21 protein-coding genes and 1 other RNA gene are annotated in these 20,883 nt (G+C 60.8%); 10 read left to right on the plus strand and 12 right to left on the minus strand.

The genetic code is table 11. From position 1 onward, the window contains the following. The first annotated feature begins 144 nt into the window (after nt 1-144). Nucleotides 145-1,284 (plus strand): DegT/DnrJ/EryC1/StrS family aminotransferase, encoded by a 1,140-nt coding sequence (locus GQ39_RS23745; RefSeq protein ID WP_047534775.1) that lies wholly within the window; start codon nt 145-147, stop codon nt 1,282-1,284. Nucleotides 1,285-1,330: 46 nt separating this feature from the next. On the opposite strand, the gene gcvH is transcribed toward GQ39_RS23745, so the two are convergent. The 9 genes from gcvH to GQ39_RS23790 form a co-directional block, all read right to left on the minus strand. Further along, nucleotides 1,331-1,714, minus strand: a complete 384-nt coding sequence (gene gcvH / locus GQ39_RS23750; RefSeq protein WP_047534776.1) for a glycine cleavage system protein GcvH — start codon at nt 1,712-1,714, stop codon at nt 1,331-1,333. 47 nt (nt 1,715-1,761) lie between these two features. Next, nucleotides 1,762-2,844, minus strand: coding sequence for a glycine cleavage system aminomethyltransferase GcvT (gene gcvT, locus GQ39_RS23755; RefSeq protein WP_047534777.1), 1,083 nt, complete (start codon nt 2,842-2,844; stop codon nt 1,762-1,764). A 156-nt stretch (nt 2,845-3,000) separates the two neighbouring features. Next, nucleotides 3,001-4,617: an ABC transporter permease gene (locus GQ39_RS23760; protein ID WP_047534779.1), complete on the minus strand. Its 1,617-nt coding sequence runs from the start codon at nt 4,615-4,617 to the stop codon at nt 3,001-3,003. Nucleotides 4,618-4,813: 196 nt separating this feature from the next. Further along, entirely contained in the window at nt 4,814-5,818 is a 1,005-nt protein-coding gene (locus GQ39_RS23765; protein WP_047534780.1) for an extracellular solute-binding protein, read from the minus strand. 176 nt (nt 5,819-5,994) lie between these two features. Next, entirely contained in the window at nt 5,995-7,212 is a 1,218-nt protein-coding gene (locus GQ39_RS23770; protein ID WP_177329367.1) for a 2-octaprenyl-3-methyl-6-methoxy-1,4-benzoquinol hydroxylase, read from the minus strand. Between the two features lie 9 nt (nt 7,213-7,221). After that, nucleotides 7,222-7,707: a DUF4442 domain-containing protein gene (locus GQ39_RS23775; protein WP_047534783.1), complete on the minus strand. Its 486-nt coding sequence runs from the start codon at nt 7,705-7,707 to the stop codon at nt 7,222-7,224. Beyond that, a complete protein-coding gene (gene ubiH, locus GQ39_RS23780) occupies nt 7,700-8,887 on the minus strand; it encodes a 2-octaprenyl-6-methoxyphenyl hydroxylase (RefSeq protein ID WP_047534786.1) in 1,188 nt (395 codons plus the stop codon). Before ubiH ends, GQ39_RS23775 begins: the two co-directional genes overlap by 8 nt. After that, nucleotides 8,884-10,218 (minus strand): Xaa-Pro aminopeptidase, encoded by a 1,335-nt coding sequence (gene pepP / locus GQ39_RS23785; RefSeq protein WP_047534788.1) that lies wholly within the window; start codon nt 10,216-10,218, stop codon nt 8,884-8,886. Before pepP ends, ubiH begins: the two co-directional genes overlap by 4 nt. Nucleotides 10,219-10,244: 26 nt before the next feature. Continuing rightward, nucleotides 10,245-10,805, minus strand: coding sequence for a YecA/YgfB family protein (locus tag GQ39_RS23790; protein ID WP_047534790.1), 561 nt, complete (start codon nt 10,803-10,805; stop codon nt 10,245-10,247). Nucleotides 10,806-10,999: 194 nt separating this feature from the next. Here GQ39_RS23790 and GQ39_RS23795 point away from each other — a divergent pair, with 194 nt between their 5' ends. From GQ39_RS23795 to GQ39_RS23805, 4 genes are all read left to right on the plus strand, one after another. Continuing rightward, nucleotides 11,000-11,209, plus strand: coding sequence for a TIGR02449 family protein (locus tag GQ39_RS23795; RefSeq protein WP_007982902.1), 210 nt, complete (start codon nt 11,000-11,002; stop codon nt 11,207-11,209). After that, a complete protein-coding gene (locus tag GQ39_RS23800; RefSeq protein WP_007899404.1) occupies nt 11,206-11,523 on the plus strand; it encodes a cell division protein ZapA in 318 nt (105 codons plus the stop codon). The genes GQ39_RS23795 and GQ39_RS23800 overlap by 4 nt, the downstream gene beginning before the upstream one ends. Before the next feature lie 30 nt (nt 11,524-11,553). Then, a non-coding RNA gene (ssrS, locus tag GQ39_RS31805) (6S RNA) lies at nt 11,554-11,732 on the plus strand. An 86-nt stretch (nt 11,733-11,818) separates the two neighbouring features. Next, complete coding sequence (locus GQ39_RS23805; protein ID WP_047539134.1) at nt 11,819-12,424, plus strand: 5-formyltetrahydrofolate cyclo-ligase; 606 nt, start codon at nt 11,819-11,821, stop codon at nt 12,422-12,424. Between the two features lie 34 nt (nt 12,425-12,458). On the opposite strand, the gene GQ39_RS33065 is transcribed toward GQ39_RS23805, so the two are convergent. Beyond that, entirely contained in the window at nt 12,459-12,614 is a 156-nt protein-coding gene (locus tag GQ39_RS33065; RefSeq protein ID WP_090466451.1) for a hypothetical protein, read from the minus strand. 196 nt (nt 12,615-12,810) lie between these two features. Here GQ39_RS33065 and GQ39_RS23810 point away from each other — a divergent pair, with 196 nt between their 5' ends. The 4 genes from GQ39_RS23810 to GQ39_RS23825 all read left to right on the plus strand — a co-directional run bounded on the left by GQ39_RS23810 (nt 12,811) and on the right by GQ39_RS23825 (nt 18,197). Beyond that, on the plus strand, nt 12,811-13,260 hold the full coding sequence (locus GQ39_RS23810) for an EVE domain-containing protein (protein WP_047534809.1): 450 nt from the start codon (nt 12,811-12,813) through the stop codon (nt 13,258-13,260). A 133-nt stretch (nt 13,261-13,393) separates the two neighbouring features. Continuing rightward, nucleotides 13,394-14,359: an HlyD family secretion protein gene (locus GQ39_RS23815; protein ID WP_047534812.1), complete on the plus strand. Its 966-nt coding sequence runs from the start codon at nt 13,394-13,396 to the stop codon at nt 14,357-14,359. Beyond that, nucleotides 14,356-17,079: a ribosome-associated ATPase/putative transporter RbbA gene (rbbA, locus tag GQ39_RS23820; RefSeq protein ID WP_047534815.1), complete on the plus strand. Its 2,724-nt coding sequence runs from the start codon at nt 14,356-14,358 to the stop codon at nt 17,077-17,079. The genes GQ39_RS23815 and rbbA overlap by 4 nt, the downstream gene beginning before the upstream one ends. Continuing rightward, nucleotides 17,079-18,197 carry an ABC transporter permease gene (locus tag GQ39_RS23825; RefSeq protein WP_047534820.1) on the plus strand — a complete coding sequence of 373 codons (1,119 nt, stop codon included), beginning with the start codon at nt 17,079-17,081 and terminating at the stop codon, nt 18,195-18,197. Before rbbA ends, GQ39_RS23825 begins: the two co-directional genes overlap by 1 nt. A gap of 88 nt (nt 18,198-18,285) precedes the next feature. On the opposite strand, the gene GQ39_RS23830 is transcribed toward GQ39_RS23825, so the two are convergent. Beyond that, nucleotides 18,286-18,693, minus strand: a complete 408-nt coding sequence (locus GQ39_RS23830; RefSeq protein WP_047534823.1) for a flagellar basal body-associated protein FliL — start codon at nt 18,691-18,693, stop codon at nt 18,286-18,288. Nucleotides 18,694-18,843: 150 nt separating this feature from the next. On the opposite strand from GQ39_RS23830, the gene GQ39_RS23835 reads away from it, so the two are divergent. Further along, on the plus strand, nt 18,844-19,821 hold the full coding sequence (locus GQ39_RS23835) for an NADPH:quinone oxidoreductase family protein (RefSeq protein WP_047534826.1): 978 nt from the start codon (nt 18,844-18,846) through the stop codon (nt 19,819-19,821). Nucleotides 19,822-19,933: 112 nt separating this feature from the next. Here the strand turns inward: GQ39_RS23835 and GQ39_RS23840 are convergent, their stop codons facing one another. After that, nucleotides 19,934-20,602, minus strand: coding sequence for a gamma-glutamylcyclotransferase (locus tag GQ39_RS23840; RefSeq protein WP_047534829.1), 669 nt, complete (start codon nt 20,600-20,602; stop codon nt 19,934-19,936). Nucleotides 20,603-20,883 lie beyond the last annotated feature (281 nt).

The raw sequence follows: 20,883 nt of genomic DNA on the forward strand, positions 1-20,883 counted from the left end.
CTCTGGACTGGCGCTCAGCGTCGATGCAACACGGTCAAACCAGCATAGCAGCCAGCGCCAACACGGAGAGCATGGCGCCGCCGGGCATTACGGATCATCATGCTCGTCGCGTACCCAATATCCGCTGATGAGGTCCCTGTTTTTATGAGCCAACTGCCTTTCCTGCCCTTCTCCAAACCCACTATCGACGAAGCCACCATCGCGGCCGTCGGTGAGGTCCTGCGTTCGGGCTGGATTACCAGCGGCCCCAAGGTTCAGGCCTTTGAAGCGCAACTGTCGGAGTACTTTGGCGGACGCCCGGTGCGCACGTTCAACTCCGGCACCTGCACCATGGAAATCGCCTTGCGCATCGCCGGCATCGGAGCGGGTGACGAAGTGATCACCACCCCGATTTCCTGGGTCGCCACCGCCAACGTCATTCTGGAAGTCGGCGCCACACCGGTGTTCGCCGATATCGACCCGGTGACCCGCAATATCGATCTGGATCAGGTGGAAGCCGCGATCACCCCACGCACCAAAGCCATCATCCCGGTGTATTTGGCTGGCTTGCCCGTGGACATGACTCGCCTGTACGCCCTGGCACACAAGCATGGCCTGCGGATCATCGAAGACGCGGCGCAAGCGTTGGGCTCAAGCTGGAAAGGCCAGCGCATCGGCGCGACCGGCGACTTCGTTTCCTTCAGCTTTCAGGCAAACAAGAACGTCACCTCGTCGGAGGGCGGCTGCCTGGTGCTGAACAATGCCGAAGAAGTGAAGCTGGCAGAAAAATACCGCTTGCAGGGCGTTACGCGCAGCGGCTTTGATGGCCTGGATGTCGATGTGCTGGGCGGCAAGTTCAACATGACCGATGTCGCAGCGGCCATTGGCTTGGGGCAATTCGCCCATCTCGAAGCGATCACCGCGCATCGGCGCGAACTGGCCAAACACTACTTCAGTTGCTTTGGCGAAGATTTTGAAGCGCAGTACGGGGCACAACTCCCTCCGGCGGACTTCGAGAACAGTAACTGGCATTTGTTCCAGCTGGTATTGCCTGAACGCCAGGATGGCAAACCGGCCCGAGCCACTTTCATGGAACAGATGCAGGCATTGGGTATCGGTATCGGCTATCACTACCCGCCGATTCACTTGCTGAGTCTTTACCGCGAGCGCGGTTTCAAGGAGGGGATGTTCCCGACAGCCGAACGGGTGGGACGCTTGATTGTCTCGCTGCCGATGTTTACGGCGATGACCAAAGCGGACGTCGAACGCTCGGTGGCAGCGGTCAAAGCCGTGCTCAAGCCTTGAGTCCACCCCCGCAGGAGCCGGGTTGCCGGCTCCTGCGGGGTGCACCTTACTCGCCGATGGCGGCCTTGTAGCCCGCTGCGTCGAGCAGCTTGTCCAGGTCAGCGGCGTTGCCTGGCTTGAGTTTGAAGATCCATGCGCCGTACGGGTCGGAGTTCAGCAGCTCTGGCGAGGCGCTCAGCTCTTCGTTGATCGCGATCACTTCACCGGCAACCGGGGAGTAGATGTCGGACGCGGCTTTTACCGATTCCACCACACCGGATTGATCACCGGCAGCAAAGACTTTTCCGACTTCGGTCAGCTCAACGAACACCACATCACCCAGCGCTTCCTGCGCGTGATCGCTGATGCCCACGGTGACGGTGCCATCGGCTTCCAGGCGTGCCCATTCGTGACTTTCGGCAAAACGCAGGTCGGCAGGGATATCGCTCATGTTCTGTATCCTCAGGAATTGTCAGCGGTCGATGCCGCCAGAATAGGTTAAATCAAGGTTTTGCCATGGCGTACGAAGGTCGGTTTGACCACTCGGACCGGGTACCACTTGCCACGGATTTCCACTTCTGCGCGGTCGGCAGTTGCCATCGGCACGCGCGCCAGTGCAATCGACTTGCTAAGCGTAGGAGAGAAACTACCACTGGTGATCTCCCCTTCGCCAACATCGGCGATACGGACGACTTGATGAGCGCGTAAAACCCCGCGCTCCTCAAGCACCAGACCGACCAGTTTGTGCTGTATGCCGCCGCTCTGCTCGGCTTCCAAAGCCGTGCGACCGATGAATTGGCGACTGGCCGGTTCCCAGGCGATGCTCCAGGCCATGTTGGACGTCAGCGGCGAAACCACCAGATCGATGTCCTGCCCGTAAAGATTCATCCCGGCCTCGACCCGCAAGGTATCCCGAGCGCCAAGGCCAATCGGGGAAATGCCCGCGCCGACCAGATCATTGAAGAATCCTGGCGCCTGATTGGCTGGCAAGATGATCTCCAGGCCGTCTTCACCGGTATAACCGGTGCGCGCGATGAACCAGTCACCGTCGGGGTGCCCTTCGAAGGGTTTGAGTAGCTGGATGAGGTTGCCACGGGACTGGGTCACCAGCTCGGCCACTTTGTGCCTGGCGTGGGGACCTTGAATGGCCAGCATCGCCATTTCGGAACGTTCGCTGAGCTTTACATCGAAGCCGTCGAGATGGGCCTGCATCCACGCCAGATCCTGATTGCGGGTAGAGGCATTGACCACCAGGCGATAACCGTCGTCGAGGCGATACACGATCATGTCGTCGACGATGCCACCTTGCTCGTTGAGCATGGCGCTGTACAAGGCACGGCCCGCGCTGTGCAAACGTTCGACGTCATTGGTCAGCAAATGCTGAAGCCAGGCCTTGGCCTGGGAGCCGCCGACATCGATCACGGTCATGTGGGATACATCGAACACACCGCAATCGCGGCGCACCTGGTGGTGTTCCTCGACCTGCGATCCATAATGCAGAGGCATATCCCAACCGCCAAAATCGACCATCTTCGCGCCGAGAGCGAGATGAAGGTCATACAGAGGCGTACGCTGTCCCATGGGTTTCTCCTTCCGGGCGTGGCGAAGGCGCGGTTGAGTGTCTATTTGAGTGAAAGCCTTGAAACAAAAGGCTTCCAGCCGATTTTCACTACCTTGTCTGTCAGACGGACCGCACCGAATGCCGCGCATTGTAGCTGCAAGGTGTAGGACTGACACCTAGCTGTTTCGATGTGCCGAACGTCGTATCAATCCGATGACCGGTAGCAGCCCTACCAATACCAGGGTCAACGCCGGTAAAGATGCCCTCGCCCACTCACCCTCGCTGGTCATTTCAAAGATCCGTACCGCCAGCGTATCCCAGCCAAACGGGCGCATCAGCAGGGTCGCGGGCATTTCCTTGAGCACGTCGACAAAGACCAGCAGTGCCGCGCTCAACGAGCCGGGCAGCAGCAACGGCAGATACACCTTGAAAAACAGTCGTGGCCCACTGACGCCAAGGCTACGTGCCGCTTCGGGCAAAGAAGGCCGTATACGCGCCAGACTGCTTTCCAGCGGCCCATAGGCCACGGCAATGAAGCGCACCAGATACGCCAGCAACAACGCCGACAGACTGCCCAGCAGCAGCGGCTTGCCGGCCCCGCCCAGCCATGCGGACAGCGGAATCACCAGCTCGCGGTCCAGGTAACTGAACGCCAGCATGATCGACACCGCCAGCACCGAACCGGGCAAGGCGTAGCCCAGGTTGGCCAGACTGACCCCGGCACGGATCCCTTGGGTGGGCGCCAGGCGCCGGGCGAATGCCAACACCAGAGCGACACTGACCGTGATCAGCGCTGCCATGGCGCCCAGGTACAAGGTGTGGACGATCAGCCCGGCGTACCGCTCATCCAGATCGAAGCGCCCACGCTGCCAGAACCACACCAGCAATTGCAGCATCGGAATGACGAAGGCACAGGCAAAGACCAGCCCACACCAACTCATGGCCAGCAGCGCTTTGAAACCTCGCAGGTGATACAAGGCCTTGACTCGTGGCCGTTCATTGCTCGCCCGGTTGGCGCCCCGCGCGCGACGCTCGCCGTACAGCACCACCATGACCACCAACAGCAACAGGCTGGCCAGTTGCGTGGCGGTGGAGAGGCTGAAAAACCCGTACCAGGTCTTGTAGATCGCCGTGGTGAAGGTGTCGAAGTTGAACACTGACACCGCGCCGAAATCCGCCAGGGTTTCCATCAGTGCCAACGCCACACCCGCGCCGATGGCAGGTCGCGCCATGGGCAACGCCACCCGCCAGAATGCCTGCCAGGGCGATTGCCCGAGGACGCGTGCCGCTTCCATCAAGCCCTTGCCCTGAGCCAGGAACGCCGTACGTGCCAGCAGATAAACGTAGGGATAAAAGACCAGCACCAAAACCAGAATCACCCCGCCCGTGGAACGCACCCGAGGCAAGCGCATGCCCGTTCCGAACCACTCGCGCAGCAGGGTTTGCACGGGGCCGGCGAAATCCAGCAGCCCGACGAAAACGAACGCCAGCACATAGGCCGGAATCGCAAATGGCAGCATCAGTGCCCAATCCAGCCAACGCCGGCCGGGGAATTCGCAGAGGCTGGTGAGCCAGGCCAGGCTCACGCCCAACAACGTGACGCCGATACCGACGCCAAGCACCAGCGTCACCGTGTTGCCCAGCAAGCGTGACATCTGCGTGTCCCACAGGTGGGACCAGATCTGCTGGTCGATGGTTTGCCAGGAAAGCAGCAAAACGCTCAGGGGCAGCAGGACCAGCGCAGCAATGGCGAAGACCAGCGGGTACCAGCGGCGTTGGGCGGGATGGGCCAAGGAAGATCTCTAGAATGATGGGAGCCACCGTCATTCGACAGTGGCGCCAATGTGTGGCGAGGAAGCTTGCTCTCGCCGGCCGATCAGCGCCCGGGCGTAGCGGCCGCAAAGGTTATCAGATCATCTTGATCATGATCCGTCTGGCGCCATCAGGGCTGCTTCGCAGCCCAGCGGGAGCATGCTCTCTCGCCACAACTCAGTTCCAGCCAGCGCGATCCATCATGCGAATCGCTTCGGCCTGACGCTTGCCGGCGACTTCCACCGGCAAGGTATCGGCCACGAACTGACCCCAAGCAGCGACTTCAGCCGATGGCTGTACGGCGGGGTTTGCCGGAAACTCCTGGTTGACGTCGGCGAAGATTTTCTGTGCCTCAGGCGTGGTCATCCACTCCACCAGCGCCTTGGCGGCTTCCGGATGCGGGGCATGCCTGGTCAGACCGATGCCGGACAGATTGACGTGCACGCCTCGATCCGCCTGGTTCGGCCAGAACAGTTTTACCGGCAGATCAGGTTTCTGTTTGTGCAGACGTCCGTAGTAGTAGGTATTGACGATGCCGACGTCGCACTGACCGGCGTTGATGGCCTCCAGCACCGCGACATCGTCGGAGAACACGTCGGTGGACAGGTTGTTGACCCAGCCCTTGAGGATCTTCTCGGTTTTCTCGGCGCCGTGCACTTCGATCAGGGTGGCGGTCAGGGACTGGTTGTAGACCTTCTTCGCCGTGCGCAGGCACAGGCGACCTTCCCAGTTCTTGTCGGCCAGGGCTTCGTAGGTGGTCAATTCACCCGGTTTCACACGCTCGGTGGAATAGGCGATGGTCCGCGCCCGCAGGCTCAGGCCGGTCCAGGCGTGTGACGATGCGCGGTACTGAGGCGGGATGTTGGCATCGATGGTTTTCGAGGTGAACGGCTGGAGGATGCCCATCTGCTCGGCTTGCCAGAGGTTGCCGGCGTCGACGGTCAGCAGCAGGTCGGCGGTGGCGTTCTCGCCCTCGGCCTTGATCCGCTGCATCAGCGGTGCTTCCTTGTCGGTGATGAACTTCACCTTGACCCCGGTTTTCGCGGTGTAGGCATCGAACACCGGTTTGATCAGCTCATCGATACGCGAGGAGTAGACCACTACCTCGTCGGCAGCCTGGGCGGCGGTGCTGCCTATCAGGGTCAGGGCCAGTGCGGTCAATAGACGCTTTGGTGCCAACATGGGAGCAGTCTCTCGATTGAAAAAGTGAGGCCAAATGATAAGGACTCACATTTAGCTTCTCAATCGAACAGTTTGCGGAGGAGTTACCAGATGTTGCACCGCAGGAAATCCACGGTGGATGTTCTGGCCCCATCGCGAGCTTGCTCGCGATGGGGCCATTAGCCTCGGTAAAAATCTCAGGCCTTGGCCAGCGCCGGCAAGTCCCCGGTCAAACCAAGGGCCTCGCGCACGAACAACGCCTTGGCCTCGGGCATCTGCTCGACCATTTTCAACCCGGCATTACGCAACCAGCGCACAGGCAACGGATCGGCCTGGAACAAGCGCTCAAACCCTTCCATCGCCGCCATCAGCGCCAGGTTGTGAGGCATTCGCCGGCGCTCGTAACGACTCAGCACTTTCACATCCGCCAGGCGCTCACCCCGGCTCGACGCTTGCAGCAGCACTTCGGCCAGCACGGCGGCATCGAGAAACCCGAGGTTCACGCCCTGCCCGGCCAACGGGTGAATGGTATGGGCCGCGTCGCCGATCAACGCCAGGCCCTCAGCGACGTATCGCTTGGCATGGCGCTGACGCAGGGGTACGCACAGGCGCGGGTCGGCGCTGAGCACGGTGCCGAGCCGGCCCTCAAAGGCCCGCTCCAGCGCGCGACAAAAGCCTTCGTCATCCAGCGCCATCAGCTGTTCGGCTTCGCTCGGCGTGGTCGACCAGACGATCGAACACCAATCCTGCTGACCGTCCCGTTCCAGCGGCAGGAACGCCAACGGGCCATTGTCGGTAAAGCGCTGCCAGGCGGTCGTTTGATGAGGTTTTGAGCTGCGCACACTGGTGACGATCGCATGGTGCATATAATCCCACTCGCGCGTCGCGACACCGGTCAGGCGCCGCACCGCCGAATTGGCGCCATCCGCCGCGATCACCAAGGGCGCGCGCAGGGTACGGCCATCGGCCAGGGTTAGCAGCCAGTCGTCGCCAGAGCGGCGCATTTGTTCCAGACGAGCGTTAGCCAGCATGCCCAGGTCGCAGTCGTGCAAACGTTCGAGCAAGGCGTCCTGAACCACGCGGTTCTCGACGATATGGCCCAGTACCTCGGCATGCACGCTGGCGGCCGAGAAGTGGATTTGCCCGGTGCCACTGCCATCCCAGACCTGCATGTCGCTATAAGGACTGCTGCGGCGACTGACGATGCCGTCCCACACACCCAGCCGCTCGAGAATCCGCTGACTGGCGGCAGACAAGGCACTGACTCGCGGTTCGAACGGTGCCTGGACGTCAAAGGGTTTGACACTCAAAGGACTGCCGTCCAGCAACAGGACTTCCAGCCCGCTGTCCTGCAACGCCAGCGCCAGGGCGCTGCCGACCATTCCGGCTCCGACAATCAGCAGATCTGCGCGCATTTCCATGCTTTAAGCCTGTCTCGCTTGCGGCTTGAGCCGCACGTAAAGGGTTTTTCCGACGCGCGCCACCAGATGGCCAGCACCGTCGTGAATATCGACCTGCAATTGCGGCAGGTACTTTTCGCCACCCGCGGTCTGCCGACGGATCTCGTCGAGCAAGGTGTCGTCGATGTTGAAACGGGCATACACCGTGCCTTTGCCCGGCGCGATGAAATCGATGTCGGCGGCCTTGTCCCAGACGATGTAGTCGCGCCCGAGGTTTTCCATGAGCATCAACATGAAGAATGGGTCGACCATCGAATACAGGCTGCCACCGAACTGGGTGCCGACGTAATTGCGGTTGTACCAGCTCAACCCCATGGACACCTGGATGTCGCGAAAGTCATCGCTGATGTGCCGCACTCGAACCCCGGCACCGAGGTACGGCGGATAGAGGCCCATGAACCAGCGCATCAGCCGCGCCTTGCCGAATTGTTGGGTCAGCCACTTAAACATCGGGACGCGTACCCAGGCCCATGGCCTGCCGGGCGAACCAGCGCTTGGCCGGTGGCAACAGATCGAGGCCCAGCAGGCCCAGGTTACGGCCCATGGAAACCAACGGCTGAGTGCTGCCGAACAAGCGCGTGACCTGATCGGAGAAGCCCACGGTGAGGTTCTGATCCAGGCGCTGGCGTTCGCGGTAGGCCTGCAAGGTCGCGAAATCCCCCAGCACCTGTTCGCTGGCGAGCAACGCATCGGCCAACGCCTGGGCATCGCGCAGAGACAGGTTGAAACCCTGGCCGGCAATCGGATGCAGGCTGTGAGCGGCGTTGCCGAGAATCGCCAGATGCGGGCGCACCTGCTCTTCGGCCTCCACCAGCGACAGCGGATACAGATGCCGGGCGCCGACCTGCTTCAGGGTGCCGAGGCGATAGCCGAACACACCCTGCAATTCACTGAGAAAACTGCGTTCATCGAGGGCGGCCAGCCTTTGCGCGTCCATGCCCTGGCGAGTCCAGACCAGCGCACAACGGTTATCCTGCAGCGGCAGCAACGCCATCGGTCCATCGTCGGTGAAGCGCTCGAATGCCATGCCGTTATGGGCTTCGCTCGGCGTAATGTTGGCGATCAGCGCACTCTGGTTGTACGGGCGTTTCTTGACGCCGATGCCCAACTGCTCGCGCAGGCCGGAGCGGCCGCCGTCAGCGAGCACAGCCAGGTCGCACTCCAGAGTGGTTTCGTCATTGAGGGTCAGGCGATAGCCATCGGTCAGCGGCTCCATGCGCGTGACTTCCGCCGGGCAGCGCCAACTGACCACGTCAGTGTCCAGGCCTTGCCACAGGCATTGCCCGAGCCAGGCGTTTTCCACCACGTAACCCAGCGCGGGAACGCCCTCTTCCATCGCCGACAGCCGCGCCGTGGAAAAGCGCCCACGGTCGGAGACGTGAATCTGTTTGATCGGCTCGGCGCGGCGGGAAATCTCCTGCCACACGCCCAAACGCAGATAAATCTGCCGGGCACCAAAGGACAACGCCGTGGAGCGCGCGTCGTAGCTGGGTTGCCAGGTGTGACCGGGAGCGAAAGGCTCGATCAACAGGATCTTCCAGCCACGGGCCTTGGCCCCGGCCTGCAAGGCCAACGCCAGGCTGGCGCCGACCAGGCCACCACCGATAATCGCCAGGTTGACTCGACTCATGCCGCTTGTGTCCGTGCTTCGGCCATCAGGGCCTCGATCTCGGCGACCGTTTTCGGCACGCCTTTGGTCAGGATTTCACAGCCGCTTCTGGTCACCACCACGTCGTCCTCGATGCGCACGCCAATGCCACGCCATTTCTTTGCCACGCTCTGGTTATCCGGGGCGATGTAAATCCCCGGTTCCACGGTCAGCGCCATGCCGACCTCCAGCACGCGCCATTCGCCGCCGACTTTGTATTCGCCGACGTCATGCACATCCATGCCCAGCCAGTGCCCGGCACGGTGCATGTAAAACGCCTTGTAGGCTTCGCTGGCAATCAGTTCGTCGACATCGCCCTGCAGCAGCCCCAACTCGACCAGACCGGCAGTAATCACCCGGACCGTGGCCTCGTGGGCCTGATTCCAGTGCTTGTTCGGGGCGATCTCGGCAAACGCCGCTTCCTGCGCCGCCAGCACCAATTCGTAAATGGCCTTCTGTTCCGCGGAATACTTGCCGTTGACCGGCCAGGTGCGCGTGATATCGCTGGCGTAGCAGTCAATTTCGCACCCGGCGTCGATCAACACCAGATCGCCGTCCTTGAGCACCGCGTCATTCTGTTGGTAATGCAGGATGCAACTGTTGCGCCCCGCCGCAACGATCGAACCGTAGGCCGGCATCTTCGCCCCGCCCTTGCGGAATTCGTAATCAAGCTCGGCTTCCAGGCTGAATTCGTGCAACCCGGCACGGCTGGCCTGCATCGCACGCACGTGGGCCTGGGCGGAAATCCGCGCAGCTTCGCGCATCACTTTCACTTCTGCCGCTGATTTATACAGGCGCATGTCGTGAAGCAAATGATCCAGGGCAACGTATTCGTTCGGTGGCTGGGCGCCAAGATTGGCTTTGGAGCGAATCACGTTGATCCACTCCATCAGATGCCGGTCGAATTCCGGGTTGCTGCCCATGGCCGAATACACCCGGTCACGACCCTCGATCAGGCCTGGCAGGATGTCGTCGATGTCAGTGATCGGAAAGGCGTCGTCGGCGCCGAAGTCGCGAATCGCGCCTTCCTGCCCGGCACGCAGGCCGTCCCACAACTCGCGCTCGGCGTTGCGTTCGCGGCAGAACAGGATGTACTCACCGTGCAATCGCCCCGGCATCAACACCAGCACGGCCTGAGGTTCGGGAAAACCGCTCAGGTACTGGAAATCGCTGTCCTGACGGTAAACGTGCTCGACATCGCGGTTGCGGATGGCCACTGCGGCGGCGGGCAGGATGGCGATGCTGTTGGGTTCCATCTGCGCCATCAAGGCCTTGCGGCGACGGCTGTATTCCGATTTCGGGATATGGATCATGGGCAGATGGCGTTCCCTGGCGTTGATCAGTGCAGCGACGGTTTGGCGGCAGCAGGCGCGTCCGGCTTCCTTGTTTCGGAAAACAGCAGCAGCGGCGCGACGCGCAGGTACTCCATGACTTCCATGTAGTCGCTTTCACCGTCGTCGGATTCTTCCAGAGCATCCTGCACTTGGGAAATCGCCGCCAGATCCTGCAGCACCTCGGTCGCCTCAGTGCTCAGCATGCTGCTGTCGCGGCAGTTCAGGCCGAAACCGCTGAGGAAACCCTGACACCACTGACCCAGTGCCGCGGCACGTTCGGTAAGCGGGGTCTCATCGGTTGGCAGCAGCAGAACGACGGTCACGTCGTCGCCGGTGAGTTCGCCCTTGACCATCTCTTGCAGGCCGATCAAGGCATTGCGGACGTTGTCCTGTGGCTCGGTTTCCAGCAGCTCGGCGGCATCGATCAGCCAGCCTTCGACATCAAAACCGGCACCGGCGCAACTGCGGCCGAGCAGCAGGCCGTGCAATTCGGCAGGCGAGACGTTATGACCGCTGGATGTCAGCAGGGTGGCGAAGGCTTGGTACGGGGAATTCTGAATGGGCATGGGTAGCTAGGCGCCAGACGGCGCTATGTCTAGAATGAAGGCCTTGTATCCTACATCGACTCCTCTGTAGGAGCGAGCTTGCTCGCGATGATCCCGAGAACGCCATAGGGTGTCAGGGACCCAGCGGTAACGTTGGCGACCATCGCGAGCAAGCTCGCTCCTTACAGCTCGCCCCCCATCAGACAGTGAAGACAATGGAAGACACCGACCTGCAAGCGCTGATGGCCAGACTCGAACTGCTGATTACCCGCGTCGAGCAACTAAAGAGCCAAAACGGACTCTTACTAGCTCAGGAAAAGACCTGGCGCGAGGAACGCGCTCACCTCATTGAAAAAAACGAAATCGCCCGGCGTAAGGTCGAATCGATGATTTCGCGCCTCAAGGCCCTGGAGCAAGACTCATGAGTTCAAGCAATAGCGTCACCGTGCAGATCCTCGATAAAGAATATTCGATCATCTGCCCCCAGGAAGAACGCAGCAACCTGGTGAGCGCCGCTCGCTACCTGGACGGCAAGATGCGTGAAATCCGCAGCAGCGGCAAAGTCATCGGCGCCGATCGCATTGCCGTCATGGCCGCGTTGAACATCACACACGACCTGCTGCACAAGGAAGAACGCCCGGATGTTCAGGCCAGCGGCTCGACCCGCGAACAGGTGCGAGACCTGCTCGATCGTGTCGATTTGGTGCTGTCGACCGATCCGGACGTCACCAAAGGCTGATTCGCGCCAACGCTTGCGGTATACTCCCAACACTCCCTGGGGTGCTTGCCAGTTGGCGATGTCCCTGAGCCGATTTGCTATACCCTGGAGGTTGCACGTTGGGCTGGTGTGCATGTCCGCTAGACGGAAAGCCTTAAAGCCTACTGCATCTTCCACCTTGAACTTTCGGGTTCAAGGGCTAAGTCGACAGCGGTTCACCCGGGGAGCCTGATTGCAGTCCGATGCCGGTTTTAATACCGGCATCGGCGTTTTTACGGGTACGCTTCACGTATCCGATCTGCTGAAGCCCGAATCCATGACCGAACCTGCGCTGCTTCCCCGCCCGCAACTTCGACGCATGCTGCGCAAGGCCCGCCGCGCACTGACAGCCAGTCAGCAGCGCCAGGCCGCTCGCGGGCTGTACAAGCAATTGGCCCAGCAACCGCTGTTTCGCCGCGCCAGACACATCTCTCTATACCTGCCCACCGACGGTGAAATCGATCCGCGCCTGCTGCTGCGTGCCGCCCAGCGTCGGGGCAAGGCCACCTATCTGCCGGTGCTCAGCGCCTGGCCGCGAACCAAAATGGTGTTCCAGCGCATTCGCCCCGGCGAAAAACTCAAACCCAATCGCTTCCGGATTCTCGAACCCAGGCATAACCTCGCCCGACAACGCAAAGTCTGGGCGCTGGACCTGGTGCTGCTGCCGTTGGTGGGGTTTGACGATGTTGGCGGACGCCTGGGCATGGGCGGCGGCTTCTATGATCGCAGCCTGGCTTATCTGGCCCGCCGTCATGACTGGCGCAAGCCGACGCTACTGGGACTGGCCCACGAATGTCAGAAGGTCGAGCGCTTGGCTCAGGCGAGCTGGGATGTGCCGTTGCAGGGAACGGTGACGGACAAGGCCTGGTATTACGCAGGCTAGACGCCACCGGGATCAGCGGCGTCGAAAGACAGGTTCAGCGTTTGAAAGCGGTCGACTGTTGTTGCAACGGTGCGACCTCGACCGGTGCATCGGTCTTGTTGGTCCACAGGCTTTGGGCATAGCCGGTGGTCACGACCCCAAGGCCGAACAAAATAACCAAAATCCATAGTAAATCCGGTTTGCGTTTCATCGATTGCCCCCCAAAGGCACATCAACACGATGACAGCAGCGGTTTCCGTTTGTTGGCCGTGCAGCAGCGTCAAGCTTTAAAGGCCGGCATTTTGCGACAACGTGAACCGGCACGCAAACGCTGACGTCAACCGACTGTCGGTTTGTCATAAAATGGCCGGACCACCTGTCCACTCACCTCGCAAGGAGCAAAAAACATGGCCTATTGGCTGATGAAATCCGAGCCAGACGAACTCTCGATCAAAGGTCTGGAGAAGCTCGGCAAAGCTCGCTGGGACGGGGTTCGCAATTATCAGGCGCGTAATTTCCTGCGGGCCATGGCAGTGGGGGACGAGTTCTTCTTCTACCATTCCAGCTGCCCCGAGCCGGGGATTGCCGGGATTGGCAAGATTGTCGAAGCGGCGTATCCGGACCCCACGGCACTGGAGCCTGAAAGTCATTATTACGATCCAAAGGCAACCGCGGAGAAAAACGCCTGGAGCGCAATCGATGTCGCCCATGTCGAGACGTTCTCCAGGGTGTTGAAGCTCGATTACCTGAAACAGCAAAGCGCATTGGCGCAACTGCCACTCGTGCAGAAAGGCAGTCGGTTATCAGTGATGCCGGTGACTGCCGAGCAATGGGCGGCAGTGCTCGATTTACGTTAAATAAAGCAGAAAGCGCCGATCGCCCCCCATTTGCCTGGCCAATCAGATTAGTCTTGTCCCTCAGTTGACGGGTATCAAATCGCCTCGGTGCTCGATCAGTCAGACTAGGACGCAACAGTCGCAGGATGCCCGCATGTCTACACACAGTCGCTCTTCGATTTTCTTCGCCAGCTCGTTGATGGTTTTGCTGATGGCCGCCGGAGGCTTCGGTTACTGGAAGTCAATGCATGATCGGTTGCCTGAAGGCTTGTACGTCGGCAATGGCCGCCTCGAAGCCACCGAAGTACAGATCGCCAGCAAGACACCCGGACGACTGGCAGAGGTGCTCGTCGATGAAGGCGACAAGGTCACCAAGGGCCAACTGTTGGCCCGCATGGATACCCGCACCCTCGAAGCACAGCGCAACCAGGCTGAAGCCGAGGTGTTGCGTGCCCGGGAAAACCTTTCCGCCGCCCAGGCCAACGTGCAACTGCGCCAGAGCGAACAACTGCTGGCTCAACAGGAACTCAAGCGCTCTCAGGAATTGATCAAACACGGTTTCGTGAGTGGCCAGATCGTCGATCAACAACAGGCGCGCCTGGACACCGGCGTCGCTGCAGTCGCCGCGTCCAGAGCCCAGGTCTCGGCGGTCGGGGCGACGATTGGTGCGGCCCAGGCCCAAGTGGCGATGTTGACCAGCGAAATTGATGACGCCAGCCTGCGCGCGCCCATTGACGGGGTAGTCCAGTTGCGCATGGCCGAACCCGGCGAGGTACTGGGTGCCGGCGGGCGCGTGCTGTTGCTGATAGACCCCAGCGACCAGTACATGAACCTCTACCTTCCTGCCTCCGTTACCGGACGCCTGGCGGTTGGCGATGATGCGCGAATCCTGCTCGATGCCCTGCCCGACCGCCCGCTGCCGGCCAAAATCAATTTCGTCGCCGCCAAGTCGCAATTCACTCCCAAGGAAGTCGAAACCCGTGACGAACGGCAAAAACTGGTGTTCCGCGTCAAACTGCGCCTGACCGATCCAGGCGCCCTGCCCCAGGCCAAGCCGGGCATGCCCGGTGCCGGTTATGTGCGCACCGCACCGATTGACTGGCCGGCCAAACTGCAATGAACGGCCTGGCGCTGCAAGCCACCGGCATCAACCACCTGTATGGCAAACAGCAGGCCCTGACCGACATCAGCTTCAGTCTGCCGACCGGCACACGCTGCGGCCTGATCGGACCGGACGGTGCAGGCAAGTCGAGTTTGCTGGGTTTGATCGCGGGCGTTAAAACCCTGCAACAAGGGCAATTGGAGGTGCTCGGCGGCTCGATCCAGGATCGTCGCCATCGCAATAGCCTCTACCCGCGTATCGCCTTCATGCCTCAAGGCCTGGGCGGCAACCTGTACCCCGAGCTGTCGATCAGCGAGAACATTCAATTTTTCGCCACGCTGTTCGGCCTGTCAAAAGCCGAATGCGACCAGCGCAGGCACAGCTTGCTGTTGGCCACCGATCTGTTGCGCTTCGCCGATCGCCCGGCCGGCAAACTGTCTGGCGGCATGAAGCAAAAGCTTGGCCTCTGCTGCGCGCTGATCCACGAGCCGGACCTGCTGATCCTCGACGAACCGACCACAGGCGTCGATCCCTTGTCCCGGCGGCGCTTCTGGGAACTGGTGGACGATGTACGGCGTCAACGCCCGCAACTGACACTGCTGGTGGCTACCGCGTACATGGAAGAGGCCGAGCAATTCGAACATTGCCTGATGCTCGACGGCGGTCGTTTGATCGCGACGGGCCTGAGCAGCGAATTGGCGGCCGTCACGCCCGGCGGCAAACTCGACGAGGCGTTCACCCATTTCCAGGGCGACAGTGGCCACGACAACCAGCCACTGGTGATTCCCCCCCGGCCCGGCTCCACCACCGACATTGCCATCGAGGCCCACGACCTGACCCTGCGCTTCGGCGATTTTACCGCCGTGGACAAAGTCAGCTTCGCCATCGGTCGCGGCGAAATTTTCGGTTTCCTCGGCTCCAACGGCTGCGGCAAAACCACCACCATGAAAGTCCTCACCGGACTGATGCCGGCCAGCGAAGGCAGCGCCACGTTGCTGGGTAATCCGGTGAACGCCAAGGATCTGGCCACGCGAAAACGGGTCGGCTTCATGTCCCAGAGCTTCTCGCTGTATGGCGAGCTCAGCGTGCGACAAAACCTCGACTTGCACGCCCGCCTGTTCGATTTGCCCAAGGCCGATAGCGTCCAGCGCATCGACGAACTGATCCAGCGCTTCAACCTGGGCGGCGTGGCCGACCAACAATCCGGCGCTTTGCCTTTGGGCTTGCGCCAACGGCTGTCGCTGGCCGTCGCGGTGCTGCATCGTCCGGAAGTCCTGATCCTCGACGAACCCACTTCCGGCGTCGACCCGGCGGCGCGGGACGACTTTTGGCGACTGCTGATCGAACTGTCGCGCGAACAAGGCGTGACGATTTTCCTCTCTACCCACTTCATGAACGAGGCCCAGCGCTGTGACCGCATTTCGCTGATGCACGCTGGCAAGGTGCTGGCCTGCGACACCCCGGCAGCGCTGCAACAACAGTTCAACGGCGAAACGCTGGAAGCGGCGTTTGTGACCTGCCTGGAACAGGCTCAGGGAGCGCCCGAAACACCGGCTCCGCCCGCCCCGGACCCTGCACCTGTCACACCGGCCAAGCCGATGAAGGAGCGCAGTTTCAGTGTCGGGCGCCTGGTGGCCGTGGCCACCCGCGAAGGCAAGGAGTTGCTGCGCGACAAAGTGCGAATGGCCTTTGCCATGCTCGGGGCCATTTTCATGATGGTGATCTTCGGCTATGGCATTTCGCTGGACGTGGAAAAACTCGCGTTCGCCGTATTCGATCAAGACCAGACGCCGCAAAGTCGCACCTATCTGGAGGCGTTTCGCAGCTCTCGCTACTTTGCCGAACAATCCCCCATCCACGACACGAAAGAACTGCACCGACGCCTTCAACGCTCGGAAATCAAACTCGCGCTGGAGATCCCGCCGGGTTTTGGTCGCGACCTGTACGCCGGACGTCAGCCCGTCGTAGCAGCCTGGCTGGATGGCGGCATGCCGTTTCGTGCCGAGACCAGCCGTAACTACGTGGAAGCGGTGCACCAGTCAGTCCTGGAACGACTGGCCGAACAGAGCAGTCGCGCACGGAATGCCCCCGCAGCGGCCAAACTGGAAACCCGATTCCGCTACAACCAGGACGTGGTCAGCGTCAACGCCATCGGCCCCGGGGTGATGGCGCTGATCCTCGCGTTCATCCCGGCCATGCTGACGGCCCTGGGGATCGTGCGGGAGAAAGAACTGGGATCGATTACCAACTTTTACGCCACGCCACTGACCCGACTGGAGTTCCTGCTGGGCAAACAGGCGCCGTATCTGGCGATCAGCCTGATCAATCTGGCCGTGCTGACGGCGATGAACCGCTGGCTGTTCGGCGTCCCCTTCAAGGGCAGCGGGCTCACCCTGGCCTTCGGCGGACTGCTGTATGTACTGGCGACGACCAGCATGGGCCTGTTGATCTCGGCATTCACCCGCACCCAGATCGCCGCGATCCTCGGCACCATGATCATCACCAGTCTGCCGACCATACAGTTCTCCGGGCTGATCGTGCCGCGCTCCTCCCTTGAGGGTGCGGCGGCGGTGATGGGGATATTGTTTCCGGCCGGTTATTTCCTCGATATCACCGTCGGCACGTTTACCAAAGCGCTGGACCTGCGGCAGCTGTGGCCGCAATGCCTGGCGCTGTTCGGGTTCTTTCTCGGGTTCACCGGGCTGAGCCTGATCATGCTGAAAAAGCAGGAGGCCTGATGCACAAGCTCGCTCACATCTTGCGTCTGGGCATCAAGGAGCTGACCAGCCTGCGGCACGACAGCGTGTTGCTGGTCTTTCTGTTCTACGCCTTCACCGTGGCGATCTATATGCCGGCGGCCGGCTCGGTGATCGGCGTGCACAACGCCAGCGTGGCGATGGTGGACGAAGATCACAGCCACCTGTCACGACAACTGGCCCAGGCCCTGCAACCACCAGAGTTTCAGCACCCTGTAGCGCTGCCTTATGGGCAACTCGATCAAGTCCTGGACAGTGGCCGGTACACCTTTGTGATCAACGTGCCGGCGAATTTTCAGACCGATTTGCTGGCCGGTCGCCAGCCTGCGGTGCAAGTGAACGTCGATGCCACGGCCATGAGCCAGGCGTTCATGGGGGCCGGTTACATCGGGCGGATATTCCAGCGTGAATTGGTCACCTACAGTGGTCAGAGCGATCCCGCCAGCCAGACCCCCATCCTGCTGACCACCCGTTCGCTGTTCAATACGAATCTGGAAGGTGGCTGGTTCCTGGCCGTGATTCAGATCGTCAACAACATCACCATCCTCGCCATCATCCTCACCGGCACAGCTCTGCTGCGTGAGCGCGAACACGGCACCCTCGACCATTTACTGGTGCTGCCGCTGACGGCGCTGGAGATCATGCTGGCGAAAATCTGGAGCAACATGCTCGTCGTCGTGGTGTGCACCTGGATTTCACTGGAAGTGATCGTCAAAGGCGCGCTCGGCGTACCGCTGGCCGGTTCCATGAGCCTGTTTTTGATGGTGACGGCCGTTTATCTGTTCGCCAGTACGGCACTGGGGATTTTTCTCGCGACCCTGGCCCGCTCGACACCGCAGTTCGGTCTGCTGGCCATTCCGGTCATCATTCCCATGCTGCTGCTGTCCGGCGGCAGTACGCCGCTCGACAGCATGCCGCAGTGGTTGCAGTGGGTGATGCAGGGTTCGCCGTCGACACACTTCGTCAGCCTTAGCGCCGCGATCCTGTTTCGCGATGCGGGGCTGAGCGTGGTGTGGCCGGACTTGCTCGCGCTCACCGCCATCGGCCTGCTGTTCTTTGCGATCGCGCTGATGCGGTTTCGAAAGAGCCTGGCGTCCTGAAACGATGCTCCTGCCAGCCCCATGGCTGGCTGGTGATCGCGCACCCGAAGGCGCGATCACCAGTAACCCAGCGCCTGTAGATCCGGCGTTACTGGATGATCAGGTTGTTGAACAACAGATCCTCGACCACCGGTTTGCCGGTTTCGTCAGTCATGACCTGCTGGGTTTGCTTCAGGGCTTCCTGACGCAATTTTTCCTTGGCTTCGACGTTATTCATCGTCTCGGTGGTCTGCTGGGCGAACAGCGCCACCAGTTGATTGCGGATCAGCGGTTCATTGGCTTTCACCGCTTTGGTGGCCTCGTCACCGGTCACGCGCAATGCCACGTCGGCCTTGTAGACCTTGAGCTTCGGCGTACCGTCCAACCCATAGTTGCCCACGAACGGCGGGCTGAGGGTGATGTAGTTGACCTTCGGAGCCTCACCTTCTTTTGCCTCTTCGGCCACCGCTGCCACAGGCAGAGACAGGGCCAGCATCAACACGATCCACGCTTTCACAATTCACTCCTTATCCGGTTTGCGGCCTAGCATAACGACCCGCCGCTCAAGCACAAGCTTATGGCTGACTATCAGGGCCGGGCATGCTTGTTGACCCCTCGACTCACACACCTACACTTATCGGCCATCACTCCCAAAGGAATAGCCCTGATGAAAGCCGTGCTGTGCAAAGCCTTCGGCCCTGCCGAATCGCTGGTGCTGGAAGACGTCGCCAGTCCTGTCGCGAAGAAGAACGAAATCCTGCTGGACGTGCACGCCGCCGGGGTGAATTTCCCGGACACGCTGATCATCGAGGGCAAATACCAGTTCAAACCGCCCTTCCCGTTTTCCCCAGGGGGCGAGGCATCTGGCGTGGTGAGCGCGGTGGGCGAAAAGATCAGCCACCTGAAGGTCGGTGACCGGGTCATGGCCCTGACCGGTTGGGGCAGCTTCGCCGAACAGGTCGCGGTGCCGGGCTACAACGTGCTGCCCATCCCGCCTTCCATGGACTTCAACACCGCCGCCGCCTTCAGCATGACCTACGGCACCTCGATGCATGCGCTCAAGCAACGGGGCAACCTGCAACCGGGTGAAACCTTGCTGGTACTCGGCGCCTCCGGCGGTGTCGGTCTGGCCGCCGTGGAAATCGGCAAAGCCATGGGCGCCCGGGTCATCGCCGCCGCCAGCAGCGCCGAAAAACTCGCCGTGGCCAAGGCCGCCGGTGCCGATGAACTGATCAACTACAGCGAAACCAGCCTCAAGGACGAAATCAAACGCCTGACCGATGGCCAGGGCGCCGACGTGATCTACGATCCGGTGGGCGGCGACCTGTTCGACCAGGCCATCCGCACCATCGCCTGGAATGGTCGCCTGCTGGTGGTGGGCTTCGCCAGCGGACGCATCCCCGAACTGCCGGTAAACCTTGCCCTGCTTAAAGGTGCCGCCGTGGTCGGCGTGTTCTGGGGCTCATTTGCCCAGCGTCAGCCACAGGACAATGCGGCGAACTTCCAGCAATTGTTCGGCTGGTTTGCCGAAGGCAAGTTGAAGCCACTGGTATCGCAGGTCTACCCGCTGAGCAACGCCGCACAGGCCATCAATGACCTCGGCCAGCGCAAGGCGGTCGGGAAAGTGGTGGTGCAGGTTCGCTGAGCCTTCACCGGACACAAAAAAGGCCAGAACAACTGACGAGGTTGTTCTGGCCTATTCACTCGTAGCTCTAAAGCAACGAAGCGGGTGTGCAGGTAATGTTTCCTGCGCCCGCTCACATCGGCGGTGCATCCGCCTGATCAGACTTTGCCTTGCAGCGCTTGAGTCGCGCTTCCAGATTCCGATCGGGCATGGCATGGCTGCGCAGGGCGTGGGCGGTCTGCTCGACATAATCGCGAGTGGTGCCGTAGCGCCCGCACGCGTTTTCGAACACATGACTGAGCACGTGATCCGGCAAGTTACCGGCATAACTGGGCAGGTGACGCTCCAGGACAAATCCCAACGCCTGAACCTGGCTGCCGTCTTCAAGGCGGCAGTTGAGCCAGTGCGGACGATAGGACGGAAAAGGCATTTCCCTTTTCCAGAGCGCATACAGCGAGGCCTCCAATTGCTCTTCCGGCAGTCGGTAGGCAAAGCCACTGCAAGAGCCGCCACGATCCAGGCCAAACACCAGCCCAGGCATTTCCGGCGTGCCGCGATGTTCGTGGGACCACAGGTACAAGCCGCGATGGTAGCCGTGCACCCGCCCGCGAACCCGCTCAACCGCCGTGCATTCGGGACGCCAGATCAGTGACCCATACGCGAACAACCAGACCGGGCCGCCCTTGTGGCGTGCCATGGTCGACTGCATCGAGCTGAGCAATTGTTCGTGAGTGAGCTGCGGCCCCAGATCGAGCCGCGGAGGGTAAGCCAGATTCAGAAGAGTCGATTCAATGGCTGTCATGGCGGAAGTGTTCGGCCCCACAAGTATTACAAGATGTAGCAAATTTCGTTTCATAGAACATATAGCAGTAACCGTAAAACGAAAAGTGCTAAGAGATGTATGACACTCGTGATACCACTAAATATCGGCAATCACCGCAGCCATCCCGTTTTATATAGCCTAATACTATTTTCAGAATGACTTAAATACCTGAAAGACATATGCATAAGCCTTCGATCTGTTCAGGGCACGTTCATAACGCGCAGGAAATTTCCTACTAAACTCTCGGATTTTCTGCCTTC

It is taken from the genome of Pseudomonas sp. 11/12A (assembly GCF_000800055.1).
GTDB lineage: Bacteria > Pseudomonadota > Gammaproteobacteria > Pseudomonadales > Pseudomonadaceae > Aquipseudomonas > Aquipseudomonas mohnii.